This window comes from Rhodococcus sp. (in: high G+C Gram-positive bacteria), assembly GCF_049286785.1.
Taxonomy (GTDB): Bacteria; Actinomycetota; Actinomycetes; order Mycobacteriales; family Mycobacteriaceae; genus Rhodococcus_F.
Genome location: NZ_JBAQEO010000029.1, coordinates 1 through 5,844 on the forward strand (window position 1 = coordinate 1; position 5,844 = coordinate 5,844).

Annotated in this window: 4 protein-coding genes and 1 pseudogene; 2 read left to right on the plus strand and 3 right to left on the minus strand. The window is 65.5% G+C overall.

Translation table 11 applies throughout. The features are described 5' to 3' along the window. Window positions 1-760 precede the first annotated feature (760 nt). Both WAW17_RS01395 and WAW17_RS01400 read left to right on the plus strand, forming a co-directional pair. A pseudogene (locus WAW17_RS01395) lies at window positions 761-1,126 on the plus strand (integrase core domain-containing protein); the annotation flags it as partial. A 263-nt stretch (window positions 1,127-1,389) separates the two neighbouring features. Further along, on the plus strand, window positions 1,390-3,021 hold the full coding sequence (locus WAW17_RS01400) for an aldehyde dehydrogenase family protein (protein ID WP_422331246.1): 1,632 nt from the start codon (window positions 1,390-1,392) through the stop codon (window positions 3,019-3,021). Between the two features lie 24 nt (window positions 3,022-3,045). Here WAW17_RS01400 and WAW17_RS01405 read toward each other — a convergent pair whose 3' ends face one another. From WAW17_RS01405 to WAW17_RS01415, 3 genes are all read right to left on the minus strand, one after another. Further along, complete coding sequence (locus WAW17_RS01405; RefSeq protein WP_422331243.1) at window positions 3,046-3,990, minus strand: DUF5996 family protein; 945 nt, start codon at window positions 3,988-3,990, stop codon at window positions 3,046-3,048. 132 nt (window positions 3,991-4,122) lie between these two features. After that, complete coding sequence (locus WAW17_RS01410; protein ID WP_422331244.1) at window positions 4,123-4,773, minus strand: hypothetical protein; 651 nt, start codon at window positions 4,771-4,773, stop codon at window positions 4,123-4,125. 26 nt (window positions 4,774-4,799) lie between these two features. Next, a complete protein-coding gene (locus tag WAW17_RS01415) occupies window positions 4,800-5,750 on the minus strand; it encodes an MlaD family protein (RefSeq protein ID WP_422331245.1) in 951 nt (316 codons plus the stop codon). Between the last annotated feature and the right edge of the window lie 94 nt (window positions 5,751-5,844).

Below are 5,844 nucleotides of genomic sequence, written 5' to 3' on the forward strand. Positions count from 1 at the left end.
AGTCCTGTCACCGGACGCAGTACGACTAGCCCTTCTGCGCCGTACCCAGGAACTCTGCGAGGACAACGCGAACAGCAGACCCAAAGAGCGACATGGCATCCCAACGAGTGTCAGGACCCAATGACCGGAGCAGCACGCTACTGATCTGAAGGACACTTTCGAAGTTCGAGAGAAGCCTGCCTGACCTGTCCCATGTTCATCACGACGTCAGAGTTTCTGCCTCAGCATCACGAGCACCGCCAGCAGGTTCAGCAGATCATCACCGCCGCCGAGGACGGCGGCCGGCAACGACTGGCCGAACCCTGCGAGAACTCGATAACAGCAGCACCCCAATTACATTCGCGACAGTCGCGCAATGCGCCGAGGTCTCCCGATCATGGCTCTGCACCCAGCCCGACATCAAGGCCGACATCAAGGCCGCGATACAGCGCCAGCGCACCCTCGGCAGCCCGACAGCCAGCCCGACACCCACCCGCCAACGAATGACCGAATCGTCACTGCTGCAACGACTGGAAATCGCCAACACTCGAAACCGGGAATAGAGCCGCGACGTCGTAGAGCCATTCGCAGTTCCGCCTAGGTTCTGTACGGACGTCGACTGTCACGGCGCAATCCCCAGCCGGCTCGCGTGTCTTTGGGCGCTGCGCGCAATCATTGAACAGGGCATTAGTCGGGCACACCGAGACGACTGTGACATGCACCACCCATGATTGATGGCAGTCACCGCAGGATCACGAAAGGGGCAGCGTCATGATTACTCACGACCGCCGCGTTTTGGGAACGGGCCCGTGCGTTCTTCGCGGCCCACCATATCGAGGCGCGAGCGGTGTTGACCGACAACGGATCCTACTATCGCTCACACTGCTTCGCAGCGGCGCTCGGTCCGGACAAGCACCGCTACGCCCGCCCCTATCGTCCGCGGACCAACGGGAATGTGGAGCGATTCAACCGGACGTTGGCTGCCGCGTGGGCGTACGCCGAGACGTATCTGTCCGACGAGGCCCGCTCGGCGACCTACCAGGAGTAGCTCCATCACTACAATCACCACCGACCACACACCGGAATCGGCGGCAAGTCGCCTATCGAACGCGTCGACGTTCACAACGTCCCCAGGAATCACAACTAGGCGCTACGTCACCTCCCGTACGGGCATGACGCGGCCGGCGTGATCAGCTCCAGCTATGGCGCATACCGCCGGAGTGCGACGAGAATCGACTACATACCCGCGGACGCACTCGTCCCATCTTCGACCGAGCGGAGTTGTTCACCGTGTCTCATTCATCCGACGCCACTCCCGAGCCGTCCGTCACCCCCGGCTCCGCCGCAGGTAGGGGCGCTGTCGATGCGGCCCTCGCCGACCTCGCCGAGGGTGAGAAGACCTGGGCGGGCCTGTCGCTGGCCGCCCGTCGTCGACTGCTCGACAGGATTCACGACCTCGCCGCGCAGCACGCCGCCGACTGGGTCGACGCGGCCGTCGCGATCAAGGGTCTGGATCCGAAGTCGCCGCTGGTCGGCGAGGAATGGATGTCGGGTCCGTATCCCGTCGCCACCGCAACAGCCGCCCTGTCCGCGAGCCTGGCGAAACTCGAGTCCGGCCGCAGTCCGCTGGACGGCGCCACCTTCGGCACCGCGCCCGGCAACCGAACAACGGTCAAGGTTCTGCCACTGAACATCTTCGACATACTCCTTCTCAGCGGGTTCAGCGCCGAGGTGTGGCTGCAGCCGGGGGTCGATCGTGCGACGGCACAGCGCGAGGCCGGACTCGCACAGCGCGACCCGTCGCGGACACAGGGCATCGGGGTGGTCCTCGGCGCCGGCAACATCACTTCGATCGCCCCACTCGACACGCTGTACGAACTGATCGCGCACAACCGTGTCGTCGCACTCAAGCTCAACCCCATCACCAACCCGCTACTGCCCGTCCTGACGCGCGTCCTCGAACCTCTGATCTCGATCGGCGCGGTCCGCCTGCTCACCGGGGGCGCGGAGGTCGGAACGTATCTGGTGCATCACCCTCAGGTGGACCACGTGCACATGACGGGAAGCGCTCTCACACACGACGCGATCGTGTTCGGCACCGGGGAGGAAGGGGCGCGCCGCAAGGCGTCGAACCAGCCCCTCCTCGACAAGCCCATCTCGAGCGAACTCGGCGGCGTGTCCCCGACCATCGTGCTACCCGGCGAGTGGAGTCGTGCCGACATTCTCTTCCAGGCCGAACACGTTGCCACGCAACGCCTTCACAACGGCGGTTACAACTGCGTAGCGGCGCAGGCAGTGGTGGTGTCGTCGGAGTGGAAGCAACACGACGAATTCGTGGAGGCACTGCGGGACGCCTTCGATCGGGCACCCGATCGCGCCGCATATTACCCGGGTAGCGACGACCGCGTCGCCCGCGCCACGGCGTCGTTCCCGAACGCGAAGCGCCTGGGCAAGAACGGCGGCCGGGTGCTCATCACCGGCGTGAAACCGGACGAATACGAACCGATTCTCCAGACGGAGTACTTCGCCCCGGTGCTGGGTGTGGTGGACCTTCCGTACAGCGGAGCCGAGTTTGCTCGGCGCGCAGCCGAACTCGTGAACAGCGAGTTCCTCGGCACCCTCGGTGTCAACATCATCGCGCACCCGCAAACTATCCGCTCGATGGGCAAGGAGTTCGACTCGCACCTCGAAAGCCTGCACTACGGAACCATCGCCGTGAACGCCTGGACCGGAGTCGGATACCTCACCGCTACCGCAACCTGGGGAGCATTCCCCGGGCACACGCGCAACGACGTCCAGAGCGGAATCGGAGTGGTGCACAACGCCATGCTGATCGACCACCCTGAACGCACCATCGTCCGCGGACCGTTCCGGCCGTCGCCACGCTCCGTGTTGAAGCGCGAGCTGTCGATTTCCCCGAAGCCCCCGTGGTTCGTGAACAACCGCACTGCAGCCACGACGGGTCGGCTGCTCACCGCGTTTGCCGGCGCACCGTCCTGGAAGCGGCTGCCGGCAATCTTCGTGTCCGCGTTGCGCGGATGATGACTACCGGGACGCTGCATCACGTCAGCGGTGAGCGGACCATCGGTCCGGGCGGCACTCGAGGTGGACACGATCCCAGTGACCGAGGTCGGCCGCTGCCGCGTAGGTGGTGTGCAGGAACTGCAGCAGTTCCGCGTCGGGATCCTCGGCGGTACGCACCGCCTCGTACGGCAGCAGGAACTCGCCCAGATCGGGCGAGTAGTGGGCGGCGTCGGGCTGCACAGGGTACTCGGCGAAACCCTCCGGCTCGGGATAGGCATATGCATAGAAGGCGCCTTCGTCCGCGCCGCCGGGCCAGAACCCACAGCTGCTGAGTTCGTGCGAGTACGCCTCGACCATTACCCAGTCACCGCAGTTCGGTGCCCCTCCCGGGTGAGTCGGTGCGGTGTGCCCGGAGAAGCGGGTGCACGCCAGATCCATCGCACCCCAGAAGAAATGCACCGGGCTGACCTTGCCCAGGAAGTGGGACCGGAACTCGTGCAGGACCCGGTCGGCCTGGAGCAGTTGCCGCCAGAACAGGTGCGCTGCATCGGGATCGTAGGAGGTGTGCTCATGGTCCCGCGCAAACGGGATCGCCGGCTCCACCTCGTTGGGTGCGCCCTGGATACGCGTTTCGATACCCAGTTCGTCCAGGGCACGCATGGTTCGCGCGTAGAAGTCCGCCACCGACTGTGCGATGAGTGGGATGTCACGGCTGCCGCCGTCGCTCGCGCGGATGTGCAGACGGTGATCGCGGAAGTCGAATTCGAGCTCGAAGAACATGCGCCGGTACGGGATCGACGAAGTACTCAGCCCCCGCGGCGTGACATACAGCGCTACCTGCCACCAGTGGTTGACCATCGGGGCGTGGACCAGCCGGATCTTGCCGACGATCTGGAGCCACATGTGCAGCGTGTCGCGGGTCGCGGTCCAGTCGGCGATGCGCAGACTGGGCCATTCCTCTCCGAGAGCAGGTGTCGATTCGCTCATCATGCCTCCTGCGGTTCAGCTATCGACCATACTCGGCCGAACCCGCAGCCAGGGCCGTTGTCGCCGACCTCGCTGCACCGGTGATCCCGCGCCTTCTTGTACCGGTAGGTTCCTTCCGAACGCGGTCGACTCTCAGCGGGGCGGGGTGGCGGGGTTCGGAGAAGCCGCCGACGGATCGGGTAGTCCGGCGCCCACCCCGCCGACGTCCGTGATCGTCCAATCGCTGGCCCGATCCATGGTCACCGTGTACGTCGCGGTGGCCGCGACCCCGTTGGGGGCCTGGCTGCTCTTCGACGTCATATCGACGAACACCTGCACCACGAACCGGTCACCGTCGTGCTCGGAGACGTCGGCTGCCAGCACACGCGCTGTCGCGGTGTATTCCATCTCGGTCAGCCACGGTCCCACCACGTCGACGGCCGCGTCCAGCTTCGGTGCGAGTTGTTCACTGACGCCGGCCTTCAGCGACTGCCGCCAGGCATCCAGGTTGTGGAAATCGAGCTCGGACACGTTCAGCGCGTACTCCGATGCCGCCGCTTCGGCGGCGGCCTCCGTGTCGAGCTGAGCCCGTAGGGTGGCGAGCTCGTCGGCGGAGCTGTCGGTCGCCCACAGCACACCGAACACCGCTCCGACGACGACGGCCAGGACCGCGACGACCGCCAGGGTCCGGGACGATTTCCACCACGTCTGGCGCGACCCGGTCGCACCCGACCCGCCCTGCTCGGACCTTCCGGTGTCGGCGACCTCTTCCTCATGCTCGTGGGCGATGTCGGCTTTCGTCATAGATCCATCCTTGTTCTCTTCGGTGGTCATCTCGGCACGTCAACGGTGAACCGCATCCGGTCACCGGGTAGCGTCGCCAGTGCGTGTTCGAGCAGGGTCCCCATGTCGATCGAGCCCAGCAGCGGACCAGTTGCCTGCGTCACAGGCCTCAGCGCAACGCCGATCGCACCGATCTCGGGTGCCAGCTTGGCAAGGAAGGCAGCGAGTTCGGCCTCCTGCCCCCGCCACGACCCGAGCACCTCACTCCCGCGCAATACCGACGAGCCCTCGAAAAGGTACTTGTACGACTCGCCGAGGGTGGCACCGAACTCGTCCAACTGTGGCGGGGCGCTGGTGAGCGCCGGCTTGACCCATCCCACGTCGCCCATGACCTGCACGAGATCGCGCAGCACGGTCTCGAGCGAGCCCTCGTGCGCGGACAGTGTGCTGAGCAGCAGTTCCGCTCCCCGGCCCGCCGCGGGCAGGGTCTGCTCCAGTCCGGCAACAGCCTCGGCGAATGCGTCGACCAGGTGTCCTACGGATTCGGCGTCGGTCTGGTCCAGCAGGTCCGACGTCGTCGCGAGGAGGTCGGGCACCGACGTCGGCAATTCCACGGTCTCCGTCAGATGCGCACCGTCCTCGAGCCATGGGCCGTCCCCGGATTCGGGGAGCAGCGCGAAAACCGGCTCTCCCAAGGCCGACAGGTTCTCGACCCGCATGGTGCTGTCCACCGGGATCCGATACTGCGCGTCGTACGCAACCTGCATGCGGACACCACCGTTCGTGCTCTGTATCTCATCCACGCTGCCGATGTTCACGCCGCGGTACACCACGTCGGACCCGACCCTCAGACCTGCCGCGTCGCGAAGTTCGATCACGGCGTGATTGCGCTGAGCGATTGGGTCGATACCCAGCACGCCGACGACGAGATACGAGGTGCCCACGATCATGACGATGGCCAACGCCACACCGGACATCCATGCGGGAATACGGGTCACGGCAGGACTCCGATCATGCGCAAGAGCACGAGTCCGTCCTTGTTCGGATCTCCGCCGTTGCCGGCGATGGTGATCTGCCGAATGTCCACCCCGG

Coding starts and splice junctions, on each gene's coding strand:
- WAW17_RS01405 (WP_422331243.1), bottom strand. CDS start 3,990: ATGAGCGAATCGACACCTGCTCTCGGAGAGGAATGGCCCAGTCTGCGC.
- WAW17_RS01410 (WP_422331244.1), bottom strand. CDS start 4,773: ATGACGAAAGCCGACATCGCCCACGAGCATGAGGAAGAGGTCGCCGAC.